Raw genomic sequence first — 20,087 nt, forward strand, 5'->3', positions numbered from 1 at the left:
CCGGTTCGGATGGTGTGAACGGTGCAGGTGCTTCAGGTTCAGTTGGAGGTCGGGCCGGACCCGGCCGAGGTGGGGCGTGCGCGCCGGTGGGCCAGGAAACGGCTGGCCGGCTCCGGGATAGGGGACGACGAGCCGCTGGCGGAGACGCTGGTGCTGCTCATCTCCGAGCTCGTCACCAACGCGGTGGTGCACACGGGCTGCCCCGCCGTGCTGCGGATGCTCTTCGCGGCGGAGGGCGGGGTGCGGGTCGAGGTCGCCGACAGCAGCGACCGGCCGCCCCGGCCCCGGCACGCCGCGGGCGAGGACACCAACGGGCGCGGCCTGGAGCTGGTGGACGGCCTCGCGGACCGGTGGGGCTGGCAGCCCGAGGGGCGCGGGAAGAGCATCTGGTGCGAGGTCGACCGGACGCCCGCGGTGGCGCTTCCCGGTGAGGGTGTCGGTTCACCCGGACAGGTGCGCTGTTGACGGTTCGTTCCGTTTTGCCCACCCTGGGGTGAGCGATTCGTGGCGAGGGGAGCCGAGGGCCGTGCGCCCTCGGCATGTGCGGGTCGTGGTCGGGTGGCGGCGGTCCGTGCCGTGCTCGGGGCGCGCGCGAGCGCGCCGCCACCCGCGAGCCCGACTGTCCGTGAGGACGACTGCCCGTGAGACCGGTTGTCCGTGAGACCGGCCGTCCATGAGCCCGGCCGTCCATGAGCCCGGCCGTCCATGAGCCCGGCCGTCCGTGAGGCCGACCGTCCGTGAGGTCGACCGCCCCGGGGTCGCTCAGAAGATCGCGACCGGGGCCACCGGTGTGCCCGTGCCGCCGACGAAGGGTTCCGGCATCGCGGAGAGCAGGAAGGCATAGCGGCCTTCTTGTGCACAGGCTGTGGACAACTCCTCCAGGTTCCAGTTCTGGCCCTGGAGCATGCCCATCTCGACCAGGTCGAGCGCGTGCACGCCCAGCCACAGGTCCTCGATCTCCGGCGGGAAGATCTCGAAGGTGAGCGTGTCGTTGGCGACGGCCGCGACGTCCCGGGCGTGGAACCACTCCGGCGTACGGATCGAGAGCCCGGGCGACGGGAAGGCGTACGCGTGCCGGTCCCCGGCCAGGTACAGCCCCAGCTGCCCGGTCCGTACGAGGACGACGTCGCCGGCCCGTACCGTCACCCGCCCGAACTCCGCCGCCTCGTCCAGGTCCTCCGGGGTCACCGCGTGGTCGCCGGGCAGCCGGTCCACGCCCTTCGCCGCCGCCACGTCGAGCAGCACCCCGCGGCCGACCACGTGCCGGGCCGTGTGGATGCCGCTGAAGGCGGCGCGGCCGTGCGGGGTGACGGTGCCAGCGGGGCGGCCGTTGTAGATCCGGCCCGAGTGCGAGGCGTGCGTGAGGGCGTCCCAGTGGGTGCCGGCCTGCAGCCCGAGGGTCACGGCGTCGTCGCTGGTGGCGACCGTGCCGGGGCCGAAGAGTTCCTGGTTGACCTGGACCATGACGTGGAGCGGGTTGACCCGGCCGGGGATCATCCCGGTCTGCACGCCGTCCTGCTTGAGGTCGACGGCGAGGGGGACGCGGCGGCCGGAGCGGACGGTCGCGGCGGCCTCGCGGACCACCTCGTCGGAGATCAGGTTCAGCGTGCCGATCTCGTCGTCCCGGCCCCAGCGGCCCCAGTTGTTCACGCGCTTGGCGATCTCGTGGAACGCGGCGGGGAGGGACATCGGGGCCTCCGGGGTCTTGTTTTCCGGCATCTGACGACCCATAGAATCTAACGGACCGTCAGAAACTGCGGGAAGGGGCCGGAGATGGGGAACTTCTTGGCGGGCAAGGTCGTCGCCGTGACCGGAGCGGGGCGCGGCATCGGCCGCGCGGTCGCCCTCGCGTGCGCCGCCGAGGGGGCGAAGGTCGTCGTCAACGACTACGGCGTCTCCATCGAGGGCGGCGAACCGGCCTCCGAGGTCGCGGCGGAGGCCGTGAAGGAGATCGAGGCGGCCGGCGGCACGGCCGTCGCCGTCGCCGACGACATCTCGACGATGGCGGGCGGGCAGCGGGTCGTGGACGCGGCCCTCGCCGCGTACGGGCGGATCGACGGGGTCGTGTGCGTGGCGGGCATCCTGCGCGAGCGGATGCTCTTCAACATGACGGAGGAGGAGTGGGACCCGGTGGTCGCCACCCACCTCAAGGGCACCTTCACCGTCTTCCGGGCGGCCTCCGCGGTGATGCGGAAGCAGGGGGCCGGGACGCTGATCGGCTTCACCAGCGGCAACCACCAGGGGTCCGTGGCGCAGGCCAACTACTCGGCGGCGAAGGGCGGGATCATCTCGCTGGTGCGCAGCGCGGCACTGGGGCTCCACAAGTACGGGGTGACCGCGAACGCGGTCGCGCCGGTGGCCCGGACCCGGATGTCGGCGAACGTGCCGATGGAGCTGAAGGAGATCGGCGAGCCCGAGGACGTCGCCGCCCTCGTCGTCTACCTGCTCAGCGACCGCGCCCGCGCCGAGGCGATCACCGGGCAGGTCTACACGATCGCCGGGCCCAAGATCGCGGTCTGGGCGCAGCCGAGGGAACTGCGGGCCGGATACGCGGAGGGCGGCGCGTGGACGCCCGAGCGGATCGCGGACTTCCTGCCGGGGACGGTGGGGACGGACCCGATGCCGATGCTGGCACGCCTTGAGGAGATGGCCCGCGCGGCCGCGGCGGGCGACCGCCCGAACCGGTAGTCCAGGCGCTGAGGAGAGGGAGGGGTCGTCGTGCGGGGTGTGGTGTTCGACGGGAAGAACGTCGAGGTCGTCGCGGATCTGGAGGTGCGGGATCCCGGTCCCGGTGAGGTGCTGGTGGGGATCAGGGCCGCCGGGCTCTGCCACAGCGATCTGTCGGTGATCGACGGGACCATTCCGTTCCCGCCGCCCGTCGTCCTCGGGCACGAGGGCGCCGGCGTCGTCGAGGCCGTCGGCGACGGGGTGACGCACGTCCGGCCGGGGGACCACGTCGCCCTGTCGACGCTCGCGAACTGCGGGGCCTGCGCCGACTGCGACGCCGGGCGGCCGACCATGTGCCGGAAGGCCATCGGGATGCCCGGGCAGCCGTTCTCACGGCAGGGGAAGCCGCTCTTCCAGTTCGCCTCGAACTCCTCCTTCGCGGAGCGGACCGTCGTCCGGGCCGTCCAGGCCGTGAAGATCCCGGACGACGTGCCGTTCGCCTCCGCCGCCCTCCTCGGCTGCGGCGTCCTCACCGGTGTCGGAGCCGTGCTGAACCGCGCGAAGGTGGCCCGCGGCGACACCGTCGTCGTCATCGGCACCGGCGGGATCGGGCTCAACGTCATCCAGGGCGCGCGGATCGCGGGCGCGCTCACGATCGTCGCCGTCGACACGAACCCGGAGAAGGAGGCCGTGGCCCGGCGGTTCGGGGCGACGCACTTCCTGCCCTCCGCCGACGGCGTGCGGGACGTGCTGCCGACCGGCGCCGACCACGTCTTCGAGTGCGTCGGGCACACCGGTCTCGTGCGCACCGCGATCGACCTGCTCGACCGGCACGGGCAGGCCGTGCTGCTCGGGATGACCGCGCCGAAGGCGGAGGCGAGCTTCCCGCCGGCCGCGATGTTCCTCGACAAGTCGATCCTCGGCTGCCGCTACGGCTCCTCCCGCCCGCAGAAGGACATCCCGCTCTACGCCCGGCTGTACCGCACCGGCGCGCTCCTCCTCGACGAACTGGTCACCGCCTCCTACCCGGTGGAGGAGTTCGGGCGGGCGCGGGAGGACGCGGAGGCGGGGAAGGTGGCCCGGGGCGTGCTCCTCTTCTAGAACCCGTTCGCGGAGCCCCTTCGCGGAGCCCGTTCGCGGAGCCGCCTTCGCGGAACCCGTTCGCGGCGCCTCGCCCGGCGGCGGTACGTTCGCCGGATGTCGTACCGCGCCCTCCTCACCCGCCCCGTCCTCACCTGGTGCGCCGTCACCGCGGCCGCCCGGATGCCCGTCGCCATGGCGCCGCTGGCGCTGGTGTTCCTGGTGCGGGAGAGGCCGGGCGGGTACAGCCTCGGGGCGGTGCTCGCGGCCGTGTACGTGATCGGGGAGATCCTCGCCGCGCCGGTGCTCGGCCTGCGGATGCGGGCCGAGCGGGCCAGGCCGCAGATGGCGGGCGGGCTCGCCGTCGGCGCGGCCGGCTTCGCGGGGCTCGGGCTCGCGCCGGGCGCCCACCCCGTCGTCCTGGGGGTGCTGGCGTTCCTGGCCGGGGCCGGGCCCGTCGCCGTGTCGGCGGGGCTGCGGGCGCTGCTCACGGGGATGGTGCAGGAACGATCCGTCACCCAGGCGCTGAGCCTGGAGTCCATGCTGACCTTCGGGATCTGGTCGGCCGCGCCCGCGCTGACGACCGGCCTGGCACTCGGCGCCGCCCCCGCCGTACCGCTGCTCCTCCAGGCCGCGCTGATGACGGCCGGGCTCGCGGGGCTGTGGCTGCTGCCCGCCGGCTGGTCGGCGGAGGCGCCCGGGAAGGACGGGCCGGGCAGGCGGCGGGCGCTGCTCGCGGCCTGGCCGGTGTACGTCCTCGGGGCGGCCTCGCTGACCCTCCTCGCGCTCGCCGAACTGATCCTGCCCGCCCTCCTCGAACAGCGCGGCATCGGCATCGGGTGGGCGGGCCCCCTGCTCGCCGGCTTCTCCCTCGGGTCGGTCGCCGGTTCCTTCCTGTACGGGCTCCGCTCCGACTGGCCCGGGCCGCTCCCTCTGCAGTCGCTCCTGCTCGTCCTCGGGGTGACCGCCGGGGTGGCGGCGGTGGCGCTGCTGCCGGGCGCCGTCGCCCTCGGCGTCGCCCTCGCGGCGGCCGGCCTGCTCCAGGCGCCGGCGATGCTCACCCGGAACCTGGCCCTGCGGCGGGTGCTGCCGCCGTCGGCGCTGGCCGCCGGGTACTCGATCATGTACGCGGCCGTCGGCGCGGGATACGCCGCGAGCGGCACGCTCGCGGGCGGGCTGCTGCGGGTGGTCGCCCCGTCGACCGCGATCCTCTGCGGGGTGGGCCTGACCCTGCTGCTCGTCGCGGTCGCGGCCTTCGGCGAGCTGCGGCTCGTACGGAACCGGGAGCGTGGGGTGCGACGTCCGAAGGAGGAAACCGCAGACCCCGCCCTGAAGTGAAGGACCCGCCGATGAGACTCCGCAGGCCCTTGGCCGTGGCCGTGCCCCTGGCCCTCGTCCCCCTGCTGCTGGCCGGGTGCACCGAGGCGCCGCGGTCGCCGGACGCCGCGCCGGCGCCGGTCGCGCCCACGGGGGAGCCCGCGCCGGAGGAGACCGTCGCCGACACGGACGCGGACACGGACGCGGACACGGACGCGAAGGAGACGGAACAGGGCGAGCGGGCCCAGGAGGCCCTGGGCCTGTACGACGACGAGGACTACGTCGAGTCCGGGCTCGAACGGGTCGCGGACGGCGCTCGCGTCCGGGCCGTGCTGGAGCGGGGGGAGCCGTACCGGTTCTCGGTGGCGTGCGTGGGGACCGGGGCGGTGAAGGTCGCCGTCGGGGAGCTGGCCCCCCTGGACGTGGCGTGCGACGGGGTGCCGGTGCGGCACCGCGTCGGCAGCGCCCCGGCGGAACTGCCGGTCGGGATCACCGGGGCCGCCGGGGCGGCCGGCATGGTCGCCTGGCGGATCGACTCGGCCGTCGCCGGGGACGGCACGGACGGGTCCGTCCCCCCGGCCGACTCGGCCGACCCGGTCGGCGAGGACGACGACGATCAGCCGGTCGGCAAGCCCGGGCGGAAGGTGCGGCGGTAGGCGGTCGGGGTGACGCCGATGGCGGTCATCAGGTGGACCCGCAGGGACTGGGCGGTGCCGAAGCCGGCGTCCTGGGCCACCCGGTCGACGGGCAGGTCGCTGGTCTCCAGGAGGTGACGGGCCCGCTCGATCCGCTGCTGGGTGAGCCACTGGCCGGGGCTGACGCCGACCTCGTCGCGGAAGCGGCGGGTGAAGGTGCGGACGCTCGTCGCCTCCCGTTCGGCGAGGTCGCGGAGCTGGATCGGCTCGTGGAGGTGCGCGAGCGCCCAGGCGCGGGCGGCGGTCGTGCTCTGGGTGCCGGTGTCGGGGACGGGGCGGGCGATGTACTGGGCCTGGCCGCCGTCCCGGTGCGGGGGGACGACCGTGCGGCGGGCCACGTCGTTGGCGACGGCCGCGCCGTGGTCGCGGCGGACGATGTGCAGGCACAGGTCGAGGCCGGCGGCGACGCCCGCCGAGGTCAGGACGTCGCCGTCGTCGACGAAGAGGACGTCCGCGTCGACCCGCACGGTCGGGAAGAGCCGCTGGAAGTGGTCGGCCGAGGCCCAGTGGGTGGTGGCGGGGCGCCCGTCGAGGTGCCCGGCGGCGGCGAGGACGTATCCGCCCGTGCAGATCGCGACGAGCCGGGTGCCGGGCCGGACGCGGGCGAGGGCGGCGGCCAGTTCGGGGGTGAGCCTGCCCTCCTCGTAGACCGGGCCCAGTTCGTACGAGGCGGGGACGACGACCGTGTCCGCGGTGGCCAGCGCCTCCGGGCCGTGCTCCACGTGGATCGCGAAGTCGGCGTCGGTCCGCACCGGTCCGGCGGCCACGGCGCAGGTCACGATCTCGTACAGCGGCCGCCCCTCGGCGTCCCTGGCGCGGCCGAAGATCCGGTGCGGGATGCCCAGCTCGAAGGGGAGGAGCCCGGGCAGGGCGAGGACGGCGACGCGGTGCGGCCGGTGCGGCGCGGTCTCGCCCATGGGCCTCTCCCTCGGCTAAATCAATGGTGGTCCAGACCAGTCGGTGGTACGACTGGCTGTCCGTGACGGACAACACGTACAAGCCCGGGGCCGACGCGCTGATTCCGCTGCCGGTCGCGCCCCCCGCACTCTGGAACCGTAACTTCAGGCTCTTCTTCACGGCCAGGGCCGCCGCCGTCCTCGGCGAGGGGATGGTCCCCGTCGCCTTCGCCGCCGGACTGCTCGGCGCCGGCCGGCCCGGCTCCTCCGTCGGGTACGCGCTCGGCCTGTGGACGGCCGCCTTCGCCGTCTTCGTCCTCTTCGGCGGCGTCCTCGCCGACCGCTTCACCGCCCGCCGCATGATGATCACCGCGGATCTGCTGCGGCTGCCCGGGGCGGCGCTGCTCGCCGTCGCCTTCGCGGTCGGCAGTCCGCCGCTGTGGGCCGTGTACGGCCTCTCCGTCGTCGCGGGCGTCGGCGCCGCGCTCTTCCAGCCGGGGGTCGCCTCGACGATCCCGCGGATCGCGCCCGACGTGCAGCGCGCCAACGCCGTCCTGCGGGTGGCGGAGGCGCTGATGACGATGGCGGGCCCGGCGCTCGCGGGGCTCCTCGTCGCCGTCTGGAACGCGGGCGCGGCCTTCGCCGCGAACGCCGCCACGTTCGCCGTCAGCGCCGTCTGCTTCCTGCTGATGCGGATCCCGCCGATGGCGGCCGGCGGCCGGGTCCGCGGCTCCTTCGGCTCCGAACTCGCCCTCGGGTGGCGGGAGTTCCGCTCGCGGAGCTGGCTGTGGGGGGTCATCTCCATCTGGACGGTGTACGGACTGACCGTCGCCGGCCCGATGGTGCCGCTCACCGCGAGCCTGGTCACCGGCGGGCACGGCTCAGCGGTGTACGGCGCGCTGATGGCGGTCAACGGCGCGGGCAGCGCGCTCGGGGGGCTGCTCGCGCTCCGCATCCGCCCGCGCCGGCCCCTCGCGTCCGGGGCGGTCGCGCTCCTGGGCCTGCCGGTGAACCTGGCGCTGCTCGGGCTCGGGGCGCCGGTCGCGGCGCTGGCGGCCGGGCAGTTCGTGGCGGGCACGGCGTTCGCGTACTGGCTCGTGATGTGGTCCACGGCGGTCCAGACGCACGTCCCGCAGGAGGCCCTGAACCGGATGCACGCCTACGACGTGGCCGGATCCCTGCTGATGATGGGCGTCGGGCGGGCGCTGTCCGGGCCGGTCGCGGGGGTGGTCGGCGCGGAGGCGGTGCTGCTCGCGGGGGCGGGGATCGCGGTGCTCGTGGTGGCGGCGCTGCTGGTGGTGCGGCCGATCAGGAACCTGCCGAGGGCGTCGTAGGCGGAGGCCGCCCGCGGCTTGGCCCGATCCGTTGGAAAGCTGGCGGTCGGGCCAGTGGTGGGGGCGGGTGACGGCCGGAATCCTCTATGGCATGGCCCAGACAACGGAGCACCGCTCCTCCCTCCCCACCTCCCGTACCCCCCGCTTCCACCGTGCCTGGTCCGTCGCCGCGGTCACCTTCGTCACGATCATCGGCGCGGCGGCCTTCGCCTCGCTGCCGGGCCTGCTCATCGAACCGCTCCACGAGGAGTTCGACTGGTCGCGCGGCACGATCGGCTTCGCGGTCTCGGTGAACCTCGCGCTCTACGGCCTCACCGCGCCCTTCGCCGCCGCCCTCATGGACCGCTTCGGCATCCGCCGGGTCGTGGCGGTGGCCCTGTCGGTGATCGCGCTCGGCTCGCTCCTGACGGTGTGGATGACGGCGGCGTGGCAGCTGGTCCTCTACTGGGGGATCCTCGTGGGCCTGGGCAGCGGCTCGATGGCCCTGGCCTTCGCCGCGACCGTCACGAACCGCTGGTTCACCGCCCGCCGGGGCCTGGTCACCGGCATCCTGACGGCCGCGGGCGCCTCCGGCCAGCTGGTCTTCCTCCCGCTGCTCTCCTGGCTGGTCGAGAACCACGGCTGGCGCCCGGCGTCGGTGACGGTGGCGCTCTCCGCGCTCGCGGTGGTCCCCTTCGTCTGGCTCCTGCTCCGCGACCACCCGGCGGACGTCGGCCTGGCCCCGTACGGCGGCGCGTACGCCGAGAAGCCCGCCCCCGTCGCGGGCGCGGCCCGCCGCGCGGTCACCGTCCTGCTCAAGGCCGCCCGCACCGGCCCCTTCTGGCTCCTCGCCGGCACCTTCGCGATCTGCGGGGCCTCCACGAACGGCCTGGTGAAGACCCACTTCGTGCCGGCCGCCCACGATCACGGCATGCCCGTCACGGCCGCCGCCGGGCTCCTCGCCGTCATCGGCGTCTTCGACGTCGTCGGCACGATCGCCTCCGGCTGGTTCACCGACCGCTTCGAGGCCCGCCGCCTGCTGGCCGTCTACTACGCCCTGCGCGGCGTCTCGCTCCTCTTCCTCCCCATGCTCCTGGCACCCGCCGTGCACCCCCCGATGCTGTTCTTCATCGTCTTCTACGGCCTGGACTGGGTGGCGACGGTCCCGCCGACGATCGCCCTCTGCCGGGAGCACTACGGCGAGGACTCCGCGATCGTCTTCGGCTGGGTCCTCGCCTCCCACCAGATCGGCGCCGCCGTCATCGCCTTCGCCGGCGGCGTGGCCCGCGACGTCTTCGGCTCCTACGACCCCGTCTGGTACGCCTCCGGCGCGCTGTGCGCGGCCGCCGCCCTCATGGCCCTGGTCATCCGCCGCCGCGCGGCATGACGGGGGGCATGGGGAGAGGGCGAGCGTGGTGGTCGACCCGCCGCCGATACGGTGCCCCGTTCACCCCGCCGCGCGGCTGGTGTTCGCGTCAGGGGGCGAACCGCCCGAACCGCCCCCGGTGGAAGAGGAGGGGCTCCGCGTCGTCGGCCTCCGCGCCCAGGGACTCCACGCGGCCGACGACGATCAGGTGGTCGCCGCCGGTGTGGACGGTGGTGATCGTGCAGTCGATCCAGGCGGGGACGGCGGGGAGGCGGGGGGAGCCGGTGACCGGGGTGGGGGTCCAGGCCACGCCCGCGAACTTGTCGGCGCCGCTGACCGCGAAGGCCCGGCACAGGGGGCCCTGGTCGGCGCCGAGGACGTTGACGCAGAAGGTGCCGGCCGCGGCGATGCGGGGCCAGGTCGTCGAGGTCCTGGCGACCATGAAGGCGACCAGGGGCGGGTCCAGGGAGAGGGAGGCGAAGGACTGGCAGGCGAAGCCCGTCGGGCCGTCCTCGTCCACGGTCGTCACGAGGGTGACGCCGCTCGCGAAGTGGCCCAGGACGCGGCGGAACTCCGCCGGGTCCACCGGCGCCCGCTCGTCCTCCCGCACGGCCCGCAGGGCGGGCCGGGGGAGGGGTTCGACGGCCGTGGGCGCCCCGGCCGCTCTCAGGTGTCGGACGGCGGTGGCCGCCATCCCCGCGTGTCCCATCATGTCCCGCATTGAAGCTGACGGAGCGTCAGATGTGAAGGGTCCGGGCGGTGTCAGCGGCCCTCGTACCGCGCCTCCCTCCGCTCCACGAAGCTGGTCACGCCCTCCTGGGCGTCGCGGGTCGTCATGTTCAGCTCCTGGGCGATCGCCTCCGCCGCGAAGGCGCTCGCGCGGTCGGTGTCCTGGGCGGCGTCGACCAGCTGCTTCGTCAGGGCCAGGGCCCGGGTGGGGCCTTGGGCGAGGCGTTCGGCCCAGGCGCGGGCGGTCTTCGTCAGCTCGTCCGCGGGGACGACCCGGTTCACCAGGCCCCAGGCGAGGGCCTCCGTCGCCGGGAGCGCGTCGCCGAAGAACATCAGCTCCTTCGCGCGGTGGGGGCCCACCAGCCGGGGCAGCAGGTACGCGCCGCCGCCGTCGGGGACGAGGCCGCGGCGGACGAAGACCTCCACGAAGCGGGCGGACTCGGCGGCCAGCACCAGGTCGCAGGCGAAGGCCAGGTGCGCGCCGATGCCCGCGGCCGTGCCGTTCACCGCCGCGATCACCGGCTTCTCGCAGTCCATGACGGCCGCGATGAAGCGCTGCGCACCGGCGCGGATCATGCGGGAGACGTCTCCGGCGACCTTGTCCCCGAGGGCGGGGGCGCCCCGCAGGTCCGCGCCCGCGCAGAAGCCGCGGCCCGTCGCCGTGATCACCACGGCCCGTACGGAGGGGTCGGCGGAGGCCTCCGCGAGGAGGGCGATGACGCGTTCTCGCTGGTCCCAGGTCACCGCGTTCATCGCCTCGGGGCGGTTGAGGGTGATCCAGGAGACGCCGTTCTCGACGGAGTGGAGTACGTCCTCGGCCATGGGGGCTCCTATCGGCAGACCGCCAGGGCGTCCAGGGCCACCGCGCCCTGGCCGCGCGGCAGCACCATCAGCGGGTTGATGTCGAGTTCGGAGAGGTCGCCGTCGAGTTCGAGGGCCATCCGCTGGACCCGGAGCACGACCTCGACGAGCGCGTCGACGTCGGCCGGCGGTGCGCCGCGCACGCCGTCGAGGAGGGCGCGGCCGCGCAGCTCGTCCAGCATCGAGCGGGCCTCGCGCTCGCCGAAGGGCGGGACGCGGACGGCGGTGTCGTTCAGGACCTCCACCAGGACGCCGCCGAGGCCGACGGTGACGGTCGGGCCGAAGAGCTCGTCGCGGGTCACCCCGACCACCATCTCGACGCCCTTCCCGACCATCTGGCAGACGAGGACGCCGTCGAGGTCGATCCCCTCGTAGCGGGCGATGTCGGTGAGGTCGCGGTACGCGTCGCGAACCTGGCTCGCCGAGGTCAGGCCGACCTTCACCAGGCCCAGTTCCGTCTTGTGGGCGAGCCGCGCGCCCGAGGCCTTCATCACCACCGGGTAGCCGACGAGGCCGGCCGCCCGGACGGCCGCCGCCGCGCTCGTCACCAGCTGCTCGCGCGGGACGCGGATGCCGTACGCGCGCAGCAGCTGCTTGGCGGCGTGCTCGCTGAGCCGCTGCCCGGGGCGCATCAGGGCCTGGGCCTTGCGGAAGGACGGGGAGGGGGTGCGGGGGGCCTCGTCGAAGGGGGAGCGGTAGCCGGCGGTGAAGCGGTGGTGGTCGAGGTAGGCCTTCACGGCGCCGATGCAGTTGCCGAAGGTGCGGAAGGTGGCGACGCGGGAGGAGCCGAGGAGGGTGGTCCGGTAGGCGTCCTCGGTGCCGACGGGCGAGCCCCACACCACGCACACCAGCTTGTCGGTGGCCTCGGCCGCCGCGACCAGGTCCTGCGCGAGCCGGTCGCTCATCGGGGGGAAGGGGCCGGTGATGGGGCAGATCAGCACGCCCACCGACGGGTCGGCGAGGATCGCGTCGATGATCTTCCGGCCGCGCCAGTCGCCGACCGGGTGGCCGCCGTTGTCGACGGGGTTGGCGACGTCGAGGTACTCCGGGATCCACTGGTGCAGTTCGTCCTGCTTGGCGTCGCCCAGGGTCGGGAGGGTGAGGCCGGCGGCCGTCGCGAGGTCGGCGAAGTGGGCGCCGGTGCCGCCGGAGATCGAGTAGACGACGACGCCCTCGGCGAGCGGGGCGCGGGCGCGGGCGAGGAGGGTGGCGGTGTCCTGGAGCTGGTCGAGTCCGTCGACGCGGATGACGCCGAACTGCCGCATGGCCGCGTCCACGACCCGGTCCGCGCCGGTCAGCTTCCCGGTGTGGGAGGCGGCGGTGCGGGCGCCGGTCTCGGTCCTGCCGACCTTCACGGCCACCACGGGCACGCCCTCGCGGGCGGCGCGGTCGGCGGCGAGCAGGAAGGAGCGCCCGTCCTTGAGCCCCTCCACGTAGGCGGCGATGGCGCCGACCTCCGGCAGGGAGGCGAAGTACGAGAGGAAGTCGGCGGTCTCCAGGTCGGCCTCGTTGCCGGTCGGCGCCCAGTGGGAGAGGCGGACGCCCAGCTCCTGGAGGGTGAAGAGGGGCCGGCCCTGGTGGCCGGACTGGGTGATGAGGGCGACGGCGGGGCCGTCGAGGTCGTCGCGGAAGCGCTCGAAGGCGTTGAGGTTGGTGTTGGGCCCGAGGAGGCGGATGCCGGTACGGCGCACGGCCTCGGCGAGCCGCTCCTGCGCGGCGGCCCCGGAGGCGCCGGTCTCGGCGAAGCCGGAGGCGAAGGCGACGGCGAACGGCACCCCGGCCTCGCCGAGCTCCTCGACGACGGGCAGCGGGTCGGCGACCAGCAGGACGGCGAGGTCCACGGGCTCCGCGAGCTCCTTGACGGAGCGCACGCAGTCGATGCCGAAGACGGCGGTGCGTGTGGGGTGGACGGGGAAGAGCTCCGCACCGACCCGCTCGGCCCAGGCGAGCAGCTGCCGGGTGATGCCGGTGTTGGGCCGTCCCTCGGTGTCGGAGGCGCCGACGACGGCGACGGACCGGGGCCGGAAGAAGCGGCCGAGGTCGGGGACCTCGGCGTACAGCTCCCGTCCGCTGACGTCCCGGTCGCCGGGCGCGGCGGCGTGCCCGTGGACGGCGGTGCGGGGGGATTCCCCGCAGGCGTCCACGCGGGCGCGCAGACCGGTGGTGAAGGTGCCGTGAGTCGATCCAAGCATCGTTGCGCTCCGCCCTTCCGTGCAGGACGCGTCCCGGACAAGTGACCTGACGCATAGTCAGATTACAGAACTGACGCTCAGTCAGGAATGGGGCGGGCGGAGGGACGTGAAGACCCCGGCCGCGGACCGGAAACGACCTTGCCCGCCGCGCGCACTGGAGCGAGGGTGGCCGCATGCGCCGACCCCCGCTCATCGCCTCGCTGATCCTCGTACCCCTGTCGCTGGCCTTCGCCGTCGGCGGCCTGATGCCGAACTCCGCGGACGAGGCGGCCGACGCCGCCCGGAAGGCCGCCGGGACGGCGGGCGAGCGGCTCTCCGGCATGTACCTGCGCACGGCCGCGGAGGTCGGGTACGAGGCCTCCCGCATCGAGGGAGTGGAGGCGCTGCGGGTGACGGGCACCGCCCCGCGGGACGGCGACGGCGTGGAGGTGGTCGTCCGCACCTCCGGCTCGGCGTACAACGGCTGGTTCGACGTGGAGACGGTCACCGTGCGGCGCTGCTTCGCGGTGCGCGTCGCACCCGGGGCCGAGGGGGCCGAGGAGCCCCGTGACGTGGACTGCCCGGACGGTCCTGTGCCGGTCTTCGCCCCGCCGCCCGCGCCGCCCCGGCTGCCGCACGGCGAGCTCCGCGCAAGGCTCCCCCGGGTGCCGGAGGGCGGCCGGGCGGACGAGGCCGAGGTGCGCCGGGTGCTCGCCGCCCTCGGCCTCGACCAGGGGATCCGTACCGAGGTGGGGGCGGAGGGCGGCCGGGTCGGCGTCGCGCTGACGGTGGAGCGCGACCCCCGCGACCCGCAGGACTGCGTCCTCGCCCGCGTGGCCCCCGGTTCCACCGAGGTGTGGACCCCGCCCCGGATCCAGCGGATGCCCGGGGAGGGCGGCTGTTCCGTTGGTAACGCCCTGCGTCCGGCGCCGCTGCCGCACTGAGCCGGTGCCCGCGCGGCTACGTCCGGGCGATGCGGCGCGCGATGCGCTCCGCGTCCCGGGCCAGTTCGCGGAGCATGCCGCTGATCGGGTTGGTGAAGCCGGTGAAGTAGAGGCCGGGGTGGCCCTTCGGGCAGCGCGGGCCGCGGGCGAGGGGGCGGCCGCGGTCGTCGAGGACGCCGTCGAGGTGGCCGACGAGGGGTTCGAGGGCCCGGCGGTAGCCGGTGGCGGCGACGACCGCGTCCGGCGCGATCCGGGTGCCGTCGGCGAGGACGACCTCGGCGCCCTCCAGGGCCTCGACGGCCGCGACGACCTCGACCTTCCCGGCGCGCACGGCGTCGATCAGGCCGACGTCCTGGACCGGGATGGCCCCGGCCCGGGCGCGGGTGGCGAGGCCCGTGCCGGGGCGGGGGAGGCCGTGGGCGGCGAGGTCGGGGACGGCGAGCCGGGCCACTGCGGCGCCGAGCCGGTCCACCAGGCGGGGCGGGAGGCGGCGGATCAGGATGCCGGTGCGCTGGGCGGGCCAGCCGGCGGTGGTGCGGCGCACGAGGTGCGGGGCGGTGCGGACGGCGAGCCGGACCCGGGCGGCGCCGCCCCCGGCGAGGTCGGCGGCGATCTCGGCTCCGGTGTTCCCGACGCCGACGACGAGCACGTCCTTGCCCGCGTACGGCTCCGGGTTGCGGTACTCGCGGGCGTGGACCAGCTCGCCGCCGTACGTCTCGCGGCCCGGCCACGCGGGGACGGCCGGGGTGTGGTTGTGGCCGGTGGCGACGACCACGGCCCGGCCGGTGAGCCGCCGTCCGCCGCTCGCGTGCAGCGTCCAGGACCCGGTGCCGTCCCCGGCGGGTTCGATCCGGTGCACCTCGACGCCGGTGACGACGTCCAGCTCGTGCTTCTCGGCGTACGCCTCCAGGTAGCGGACGACGTCGGCGCGGGCGACCCAGCGGCCGTACGACCGGGGGATCCGCAGGCCGGGCAGGCCGGAGAGGCGCCGGGTGGTGTGCAGCCGCAGCCGGTCGTAGTGGCCGCGCCAGGAGGCGCCGACGGAGTCGGACTTCTCCAGGACCACGGCGCGGACGCCGCGGGCGCGCAGGGTGGCGGCGACCGCGAGCCCGCCGGGGCCGGCGCCGATGACGTACACCGGTTCTTGGGGGGTGGTGGTGACCATGACTGCTGAGCGTAATGACGTGTACACGCAGTGGGTCTCGGTCGAGAAGGGATTTCGGTTGCGAATCGGTCACGTGGTACGAGCCCTTGCGGACCGGCCGGGCGGTGCGCTGAACTGACGTACCGTCAGATCCGCCTCGTCGGGAGGACCGCGCATGCAGACCGTCTGGCTCACCGGCGCCGAATGGCTCGCCGTCCTCCGCATAGGCCTCGGCCTGTGGTGGCTGGAGAGCTGGCGCCACAAGGACAGGAAGGGCTGGTTCGAACGCGGCACCGGCATCGCCTGGGCGGCGGACGTGGCCGGCAAGCACCGGTGGGCGGCGGTCAGGACCGGCTTCGACAAGGTCGTCGCCCCCCGCCCCAGGCTCATGGCGTACGTCGTCGTCCACGCCGAGCTCGCCCTCGGCCTCGGCCTGGTCTCCGGCTTCCTCACCCCGGTCGCCCTCGCCTGCGGCCTCCTCCTCAACCTCCTCTACCTCGTCCTCATGATCCACGACTGGGCCGAGCAGGGGCAGAACGCGATGATGGCGCTGATCTCCCTCGTCGCCCTCTTCGCGATGGCCTGGCAGACCTGGTCCCTCGACGCCGCGATCGGACTCTTCTCGTGACGGCCACCCCCGACATCGACGCCTTCACCCGCGCGTACTGGGACGCCGCCGCCGAGGGCCGCCTCCTGATCCGCCACTGCCGGGCCTGCGACCGCCCCCACCACTACCCCCGCGAGTTCTGCCCGCACTGCTGGAGCGAGGACGTCGACTGGGTCCCCGCGAGCGGCCGCGCCACGCTCCACACCTGGTCCGTCGTCCACCGCAACGACCTCCCGCCCTTCGGCGAACGGGTGCCCTACGTGGCGGCCGTCGTCGACCTGGCGGAGGGCCCGCGCATGATGACGCAGGTCGTGGACGTGCCGGAGCACGCGCTGCGCCCGGACATGGAGCTGACGGTCGCCTTCCGGACGGGCGAGGACGGCGTCGCCGTCCCGGTCTTCACCGCACCCCCTTTCCGGCCCCTCTCCCAGCCCTCTTCCCAGCCTCCCTCCCAGCCCTCCTCCTGAGTACGCAAGAGCACGCGTACTCAGAACACCCTGTGCGCGGACGGCCCCCGGGAGCACCGGAGTTCATAGGATGAGCCTCGGTCAAGGCGACTTTCCGACGGCGCGTCGACGGTGACGGCGGGGGAACGGGGGTGCCACGCATGGCGTGGGACGAGTGGGAGCAGCTCAAGGCCGGCGCGGCGGAGCGCGGTTCCGAACAGATGCGGCTGAACCAGGCGCCCGCCGTGGACGGCGGCGGGTCCGGCACCTCCGCCGGCGACCTGAGGTCGGACAAGAAGGCCTGGGCCAGGGCGGGCCAGGGCGTCAAGGGCCTGAAGGAGGGCGTCGGCAAGGGGCTGACGGCGCTGTCGGACGGCCAGGCGGGCCTGGGCGACGGCGCGAACGTCCAGAGCGCGGCGGCCCAGAAGGAGCTGTTCGAGTCCTGGAAGAAGTACCTCGGCGACGTGAACGGGCGGTGCGAGGCGCTCGGCGGGCTCCTGGAAGGAGCCGGCCACGACCTCGCCAAGTCCGACGAGGCGGTCCTGGCCGATTTGAACCGGCTCAAGGCGGGGTACGCGGACACCGAGGCCCTCGGCGGCCAGGCGAAGGGGAACTGACCGGACATGGACCTCGCGACGCTGAAGGCCTTCAAGCCCGCGGAGTACGAGCAGGCGGCGGACGGCTACCGGGCGGCCGGTGACGCGGCGAGCACCGCCAAGGACGCCCTCGACAACCAGATCGCCGCGGGCATGCGGAAGGACCGTCTTGAGGGTGCGGCGGCGACCGCCGCCCTGGCGGAGCTCAAGGAGCTGTCGAAGAACTTCCACTACGCGCAGACCGAGTGCGGTCTGGCGAGCACCGCGCTGAACGGCTTCGCCCACGACCTGGCGGCGGCGAAGCGGAAGCTGGACACGGCCCTGGAGGACGCCGCCGCGAACGGCTGCACGGTGAACGGCGACGGTTCGGTGTCGTACCCGGCCGGCCGCAAGCCCGGCGAGGAGAAGGACGCCCCGGGCGGCTCGGTGAGCGGGAGCGCCGGCGGCACCGAGACGTCCGACGCGATCGAGCGCCAGTCGGCCAACATCCACCCGAACCCCCACTACGGCAAGGCCATGGGGTACGCGAACCGGATCGCCGACGCGCTGAAGGAGGCCGGCGACGCCGACGCGAAGTGGGCGCCCAGGCTGCGCTCGCTGAAGGCCGACGACGACCTGAAGGTCTCCGACCGCGACTGGACCGACGTCCACGCGGACACCGGCGGGGTCCGCGAGGCGGGCAAGGGCTACCTCGACTCCCTGCCGGACGCCCCGAAGAGCGGCGACCCGAAGGAGAACGCGGCCTGGTGGAAGGGGCTGACGCCCGAGGAGCAGTCCGCCTACATGTCGCTGAACGCGGCGCAGGTCGGCGGCCTGGACGGGCTGCCCTCCGCCACCCGCGACGAGGCCAACCGGATCGTCTTCGCGGAGAAGCGGGCGGAGCTCGAACTCCGCCTCGCCGCGATCCCCCCGGAGCCGCAGAAGGTCCTCTACAACAGCACCTATCCGTACCGGAACCCGGAGTGGACGGTGTGGAACGAGAAGTACGGCGACGAGCTCAAGTCCGTCACCGACAACCTCAAGGGCGTGCGGGCCATCGAGGCCCGCTTCGACGCCACCGGCAAGGACGGCCTGCCGGAGGCGTACCTGCTGGGCTACGACACCAAGGGCGGCGGGCGGGCGGTCGTCGCCAACGGCAACCCCGACGTCGCCGACCACACCGCCGTCTTCGTCCCCGGCACGTACACGAACATCACGGAGAGCGAGAAGTACATCCACCACATGAGCGAGATGTGGAAGGAGACCAGCGCCAAGGTCCCCGGCCAGAACGTCTCGACCATCACCTGGATCGGCTACGACGCCCCGCAGAGCATCGTCCCGGAGGCGATGAAGGAGCACTACGCCCACACCGCGGCCCCCGACCTGAACCGCTTCATGTCGGGCCTGGAGCACGTCCAGGGCGGCGACGACAAGAGCCACACGACGCTCATCGGCCACAGCTACGGGTCCACGGTCGTGGGCGCGGCCTCCAACGGGGGCGACCTGCGCACCGACGACATCATCGCCGTCGGCAGCCCCGGCATGCTCGTCGAGTACGCCAAGGAGCTCGACGTCGAGGAGGGCCACGTCTGGTCCCAGGCGGGCGGCGTCACGGACGACCAGGTGCCCCTCGGCGGCAAGTTCGCCGGCCTCGGCCGGAACTCCGACTGGTGGCAGGACCTGCTGCCGTTCGGCTCGGTCTGGGGGCAGAACGTGCCGTCCGACGACAGCTTCGGCGCCAATAAGATGGCCCACGACTCCGAGAGCCACACCGACTACTGGAGGGACGGCTCGCTGAGCATCGAGAACCAGGCCTCGGTGGTCGCCGGACAGTACGACAAGGTGCAACGTGAATGACATCGTGACCGACATCGTGACCGACAAGAGGAACGTGGCCGGCCGCCGTGCCGTCTCCGGCCCGAGGGCGCTGGCCCTCGCGGCCGCCATCGCGTCGCTCGCGGCGCTGACCGTGGGGTGTTCGGACGTGAAGGAACTCGACTACACACCGGTGCGGATGGACCCCGACCCGGCCCGCACGAAGGCGCGGGAGGTCTCCAGCCGCCTCCTGGAGCTGACCGGGATCAAGGGCAAGGTCACCGAACCCGGCCCGAGCGTCTCGCGCTGCTCCGAGTACGGCGAGGACCTGTTCTCCACCTCGCACCCCTGGTCGGTGTACGCCCTGACCGACGCCCAGGTCGACAGCGGCATGCAGAACCTGCGCACGAAGCTCGGCGAGCACGGCTGGCGGATCACCAAGGACGGCAAGGCGAACTCCCAGGCCCAGGACCCGGAGATCTACGCCGAGAACAAGACCGAGCAGTTCGCCGTGCACGTCGTCGCGATGAAGGACGGAGGCAACCAGACCATGCTCAACTTCAAGGTCGTCTCCGCCTGCTACCGCGCGGCCTCCGCCGCCGACCTCGACGGCGAGTACTGACGGGCGGGGCCTACAGGGCCCCGATGTTGCGCCAGAACTGGCTGGTGCCCGAGGACTGGCAGGGGTAGTTCATCACCGCGTAGCTGTTGGCCGTCAGGCACTGGTTGCCGCTCACGTTCTTCAGCTGCCGCCCGGCCGACGTGGAGGTGCCGAACCTCCAGTTCTGGTTGCTCGCGCCGTTGCAGGCGGCGAGGGAGGCGTCGATGGTGTTGGTGAACTGGAGGCACTTTCCGGACTTCTTGTTGACCAGGCGGAAGGTGCCGTCCCCGTTGGACTTGTACGTCCAGGAGTAGGTGACCGATTCGGGCTTGGTGCCGCACGCCGTCGTGGAGACGATGACGGCGTACCCCTGGTCGTTCTCCGCCAGGCAGTTGCCGCTCGTCGCGTTCTCCAGGGAGTACGTCCCCGAGGGTCCCGAACCGCCCCCGCCGGAGGTCGGCGGCGGCTGGGGTGCGGTCGTGGTGGGGCGGGGCGCGGTGGTGGTCGTCCCGCCGGACGTCGATCCGCCGGACGTCGATCCGCCCGAGGTCGAGCCGCCGGAGGTCGTGCCTCCCGACGTGGTGGAGGACCCTCCGGAGGAGCCGTCGGACGAACCGCCCGAGGACCCTCCCGAGCTTCCTCCCGAGGAGCCGCCCGAGGTCGTCGTGCCGCCCCCGCCGGTCGTGGACGAGCCGCCGGAGACGGTGCCGCCGCCGTCCGCCGGGGGCGGCGGGGCGTTCGGCGGCAGGGGGCTGCCGGGCGGGACGGAGGTCGCGGACGCCGAGGCCGGCGCGGACGCGGAGCCGGAGGGCTTCGCGGACGTGGACGGCTGCGCGCCGGGGACACCCGTGGACGGCTGC

20 protein-coding genes are annotated in these 20,087 nt (G+C 74.0%); 13 read left to right on the plus strand and 7 right to left on the minus strand.

Annotated features, from left to right (window positions below):
• Nucleotides 1–21 precede the first annotated feature (21 nt).
• A complete protein-coding gene (locus AB0E19_RS18625; RefSeq protein WP_362180827.1) occupies nucleotides 22–465 on the plus strand; it encodes an ATP-binding protein in 444 nt (147 codons plus the stop codon).
• A gap of 297 nt (nucleotides 466–762) precedes the next feature.
• Here AB0E19_RS18625 and AB0E19_RS18630 read toward each other — a convergent pair whose 3' ends face one another.
• Nucleotides 763–1,689 carry a cyclase family protein gene (locus AB0E19_RS18630; protein ID WP_362181266.1) on the minus strand — a complete coding sequence of 309 codons (927 nt, stop codon included), beginning with the start codon at nucleotides 1,687–1,689 and terminating at the stop codon, nucleotides 763–765.
• 84 nt (nucleotides 1,690–1,773) lie between these two features.
• Here AB0E19_RS18630 and AB0E19_RS18635 point away from each other — a divergent pair, with 84 nt between their 5' ends.
• From AB0E19_RS18635 to AB0E19_RS18650, 4 genes are all read left to right on the plus strand, one after another.
• On the plus strand, nucleotides 1,774–2,688 hold the full coding sequence (locus AB0E19_RS18635; RefSeq protein WP_362180830.1) for an SDR family oxidoreductase: 915 nt from the start codon (nucleotides 1,774–1,776) through the stop codon (nucleotides 2,686–2,688).
• Between the two features lie 30 nt (nucleotides 2,689–2,718).
• Entirely contained in the window at nucleotides 2,719–3,768 is a 1,050-nt protein-coding gene (locus AB0E19_RS18640; protein ID WP_362180833.1) for a Zn-dependent alcohol dehydrogenase, read from the plus strand.
• A 96-nt stretch (nucleotides 3,769–3,864) separates the two neighbouring features.
• The gene (locus AB0E19_RS18645; protein WP_362180836.1) at nucleotides 3,865–5,085 is read left to right on the plus strand and encodes an MFS transporter; all 1,221 of its coding nucleotides are present in this window, start codon (nucleotides 3,865–3,867) and stop codon (nucleotides 5,083–5,085) included.
• An 11-nt stretch (nucleotides 5,086–5,096) separates the two neighbouring features.
• A complete protein-coding gene (locus AB0E19_RS18650) occupies nucleotides 5,097–5,720 on the plus strand; it encodes a hypothetical protein (protein ID WP_362180839.1) in 624 nt (207 codons plus the stop codon).
• On the opposite strand, the gene AB0E19_RS18655 is transcribed toward AB0E19_RS18650, so the two are convergent.
• Nucleotides 5,681–6,676: a helix-turn-helix domain-containing protein gene (locus AB0E19_RS18655; RefSeq protein WP_362180842.1), complete on the minus strand. Its 996-nt coding sequence runs from the start codon at nucleotides 6,674–6,676 to the stop codon at nucleotides 5,681–5,683. The genes AB0E19_RS18650 and AB0E19_RS18655 overlap by 40 nt on opposite strands.
• Before the next feature lie 23 nt (nucleotides 6,677–6,699).
• Here AB0E19_RS18655 and AB0E19_RS18660 point away from each other — a divergent pair, with 23 nt between their 5' ends.
• A complete protein-coding gene (locus tag AB0E19_RS18660) occupies nucleotides 6,700–7,989 on the plus strand; it encodes an MFS transporter (protein ID WP_362180845.1) in 1,290 nt (429 codons plus the stop codon).
• A gap of 91 nt (nucleotides 7,990–8,080) precedes the next feature.
• Complete coding sequence (locus AB0E19_RS18665; protein ID WP_362180848.1) at nucleotides 8,081–9,355, plus strand: MFS transporter; 1,275 nt, start codon at nucleotides 8,081–8,083, stop codon at nucleotides 9,353–9,355.
• An 88-nt stretch (nucleotides 9,356–9,443) separates the two neighbouring features.
• On the opposite strand, the gene AB0E19_RS18670 is transcribed toward AB0E19_RS18665, so the two are convergent.
• From AB0E19_RS18670 to AB0E19_RS18680, 3 genes are read right to left on the minus strand one after another with little or no spacing between them, the layout of a single operon-like run.
• A complete protein-coding gene (locus AB0E19_RS18670) occupies nucleotides 9,444–10,046 on the minus strand; it encodes a flavin reductase family protein (RefSeq protein WP_362180851.1) in 603 nt (200 codons plus the stop codon).
• Nucleotides 10,047–10,096: 50 nt separating this feature from the next.
• Nucleotides 10,097–10,885 carry an enoyl-CoA hydratase-related protein gene (locus AB0E19_RS18675; protein WP_362180855.1) on the minus strand — a complete coding sequence of 263 codons (789 nt, stop codon included), beginning with the start codon at nucleotides 10,883–10,885 and terminating at the stop codon, nucleotides 10,097–10,099.
• Nucleotides 10,886–10,893: 8 nt separating this feature from the next.
• Entirely contained in the window at nucleotides 10,894–13,116 is a 2,223-nt protein-coding gene (locus AB0E19_RS18680) for an acetate--CoA ligase family protein (RefSeq protein ID WP_362180858.1), read from the minus strand.
• Between the two features lie 173 nt (nucleotides 13,117–13,289).
• Here AB0E19_RS18680 and AB0E19_RS18685 point away from each other — a divergent pair, with 173 nt between their 5' ends.
• Entirely contained in the window at nucleotides 13,290–14,039 is a 750-nt protein-coding gene (locus AB0E19_RS18685) for a translation initiation factor IF-2 (RefSeq protein WP_362180861.1), read from the plus strand.
• Nucleotides 14,040–14,055: 16 nt separating this feature from the next.
• Here AB0E19_RS18685 and AB0E19_RS18690 read toward each other — a convergent pair whose 3' ends face one another.
• Complete coding sequence (locus tag AB0E19_RS18690) at nucleotides 14,056–15,204, minus strand: NAD(P)/FAD-dependent oxidoreductase (protein ID WP_362180864.1); 1,149 nt, start codon at nucleotides 15,202–15,204, stop codon at nucleotides 14,056–14,058.
• 154 nt (nucleotides 15,205–15,358) lie between these two features.
• Between AB0E19_RS18690 and AB0E19_RS18695 the strand changes: the two genes are divergently transcribed.
• The 5 genes from AB0E19_RS18695 to AB0E19_RS18715 all read left to right on the plus strand — a co-directional run bounded on the left by AB0E19_RS18695 (nucleotide 15,359) and on the right by AB0E19_RS18715 (nucleotide 19,248).
• The gene (locus AB0E19_RS18695) at nucleotides 15,359–15,811 is read left to right on the plus strand and encodes a DoxX family protein (RefSeq protein ID WP_362180867.1); all 453 of its coding nucleotides are present in this window, start codon (nucleotides 15,359–15,361) and stop codon (nucleotides 15,809–15,811) included.
• Complete coding sequence (locus tag AB0E19_RS18700; RefSeq protein ID WP_362180870.1) at nucleotides 15,808–16,257, plus strand: OB-fold domain-containing protein; 450 nt, start codon at nucleotides 15,808–15,810, stop codon at nucleotides 16,255–16,257. The genes AB0E19_RS18695 and AB0E19_RS18700 overlap by 4 nt, the downstream gene beginning before the upstream one ends.
• Nucleotides 16,258–16,397: 140 nt before the next feature.
• Nucleotides 16,398–16,853, plus strand: a complete 456-nt coding sequence (locus AB0E19_RS18705; protein WP_362180873.1) for a hypothetical protein — start codon at nucleotides 16,398–16,400, stop codon at nucleotides 16,851–16,853.
• Nucleotides 16,854–16,859: 6 nt separating this feature from the next.
• Complete coding sequence (locus AB0E19_RS18710) at nucleotides 16,860–18,668, plus strand: alpha/beta hydrolase (protein WP_362180876.1); 1,809 nt, start codon at nucleotides 16,860–16,862, stop codon at nucleotides 18,666–18,668.
• Nucleotides 18,661–19,248 carry a hypothetical protein gene (locus AB0E19_RS18715; protein WP_362180879.1) on the plus strand — a complete coding sequence of 196 codons (588 nt, stop codon included), beginning with the start codon at nucleotides 18,661–18,663 and terminating at the stop codon, nucleotides 19,246–19,248. Before AB0E19_RS18710 ends, AB0E19_RS18715 begins: the two co-directional genes overlap by 8 nt.
• 10 nt (nucleotides 19,249–19,258) lie before the next feature.
• Here AB0E19_RS18715 and AB0E19_RS18720 read toward each other — a convergent pair.
• Nucleotides 19,259–20,087, minus strand: an 829-nt coding sequence (locus AB0E19_RS18720) for a ricin-type beta-trefoil lectin domain protein (protein ID WP_362180882.1), incomplete at its 5' end; no start/stop codon positions are given.

This window comes from Streptomyces sp. NPDC047974 (genome assembly GCF_040653375.1).
Classification (GTDB): domain Bacteria; phylum Actinomycetota; class Actinomycetes; order Streptomycetales; family Streptomycetaceae; genus Streptomyces.

Bases quoted from the DNA above. Each gene is read 5' to 3' on its own strand.
- AB0E19_RS18675 (WP_362180855.1), bottom strand. From the start codon at position 10,885: ATGGCCGAGGACGTACTCCACTCCGTCGAGAACGGCGTCTCCTGGATC.
- AB0E19_RS18670 (WP_362180851.1), bottom strand. From the start codon at position 10,046: ATGATGGGACACGCGGGGATGGCGGCCACCGCCGTCCGACACCTGAGA.
- AB0E19_RS18705 (WP_362180873.1), top strand. From the start codon at position 16,398: ATGGCGTGGGACGAGTGGGAGCAGCTCAAGGCCGGCGCGGCGGAGCGC.
- AB0E19_RS18630 (WP_362181266.1), bottom strand. From the start codon at position 1,689: ATGTCCCTCCCCGCCGCGTTCCACGAGATCGCCAAGCGCGTGAACAAC.
- AB0E19_RS18685 (WP_362180861.1), top strand. From the start codon at position 13,290: ATGCGCCGACCCCCGCTCATCGCCTCGCTGATCCTCGTACCCCTGTCG.
- AB0E19_RS18655 (WP_362180842.1), bottom strand. From the start codon at position 6,676: ATGGGCGAGACCGCGCCGCACCGGCCGCACCGCGTCGCCGTCCTCGCC.
- AB0E19_RS18660 (WP_362180845.1), top strand. From the start codon at position 6,700: ATGGTGGTCCAGACCAGTCGGTGGTACGACTGGCTGTCCGTGACGGAC.
- AB0E19_RS18680 (WP_362180858.1), bottom strand. From the start codon at position 13,116: ATGCTTGGATCGACTCACGGCACCTTCACCACCGGTCTGCGCGCCCGC.
- AB0E19_RS18710 (WP_362180876.1), top strand. From the start codon at position 16,860: ATGGACCTCGCGACGCTGAAGGCCTTCAAGCCCGCGGAGTACGAGCAG.
- AB0E19_RS18690 (WP_362180864.1), bottom strand. From the start codon at position 15,204: ATGGTCACCACCACCCCCCAAGAACCGGTGTACGTCATCGGCGCCGGC.
- AB0E19_RS18695 (WP_362180867.1), top strand. From the start codon at position 15,359: ATGCAGACCGTCTGGCTCACCGGCGCCGAATGGCTCGCCGTCCTCCGC.
- AB0E19_RS18650 (WP_362180839.1), top strand. From the start codon at position 5,097: ATGAGACTCCGCAGGCCCTTGGCCGTGGCCGTGCCCCTGGCCCTCGTC.
- AB0E19_RS18665 (WP_362180848.1), top strand. From the start codon at position 8,081: ATGGCCCAGACAACGGAGCACCGCTCCTCCCTCCCCACCTCCCGTACC.
- AB0E19_RS18645 (WP_362180836.1), top strand. From the start codon at position 3,865: ATGTCGTACCGCGCCCTCCTCACCCGCCCCGTCCTCACCTGGTGCGCC.
- AB0E19_RS18635 (WP_362180830.1), top strand. From the start codon at position 1,774: ATGGGGAACTTCTTGGCGGGCAAGGTCGTCGCCGTGACCGGAGCGGGG.